At 50.3% G+C, this 439-nt stretch carries 1 protein-coding gene; it reads left to right on the top strand.

Annotation, left to right across the window (positions count from 1 at the left end; all coding sequences use genetic code 11):
- On the top strand, positions 1–439 hold a 439-nt coding region (locus tag JJB97_RS18365), incomplete at both ends, for a group II intron maturase-specific domain-containing protein (RefSeq protein WP_317981609.1).

The raw sequence follows: 439 nt of genomic DNA, 5'->3' as shown, positions 1-439 counted from the left end.
CTGGGCCACAGGATCATCCGTAAACGCAGTCGCTACGGCGATATGCGGGTGGTCTCGACAATCCCACACGATAAGGCCAGAAACTTCGCGGCCTCGCTGACGGCACTGTTATCAGGTAATTACAGTGAAAGTAAAATCGATATGGTTGAAATACTTAACCGGAAGCTGAAAGGCTGGGCTATGTTCTATCAGTTCGTTGATTTTAAGGCCAAGGTCTTCGGTTATATCGACCGTGTCGTGTTCTGGAAGCTGGCTCACTGGCTGGCCCGCAAATACCGTACAGGTATCAAAATGCTGATGCGTCACTGGTGTAAGCCACCAAAACCCGGGCAGAGTAAGACATGGGTTTTATTTGGCAAAACCAATCATGGCAAACTCAGTGGTGAAATCCTGTACCGGTTGGTCGGGCAAGGCAAGAAGCTGTTCCGCTGGCGTCTAC

The organism is Tenebrionibacter intestinalis, assembly GCF_016632365.1.
Lineage (GTDB): Bacteria > Pseudomonadota > Gammaproteobacteria > Enterobacterales > Enterobacteriaceae > Tenebrionibacter > Tenebrionibacter intestinalis.
This window is presented reverse-complemented; position numbering and strand designations above follow the sequence as displayed.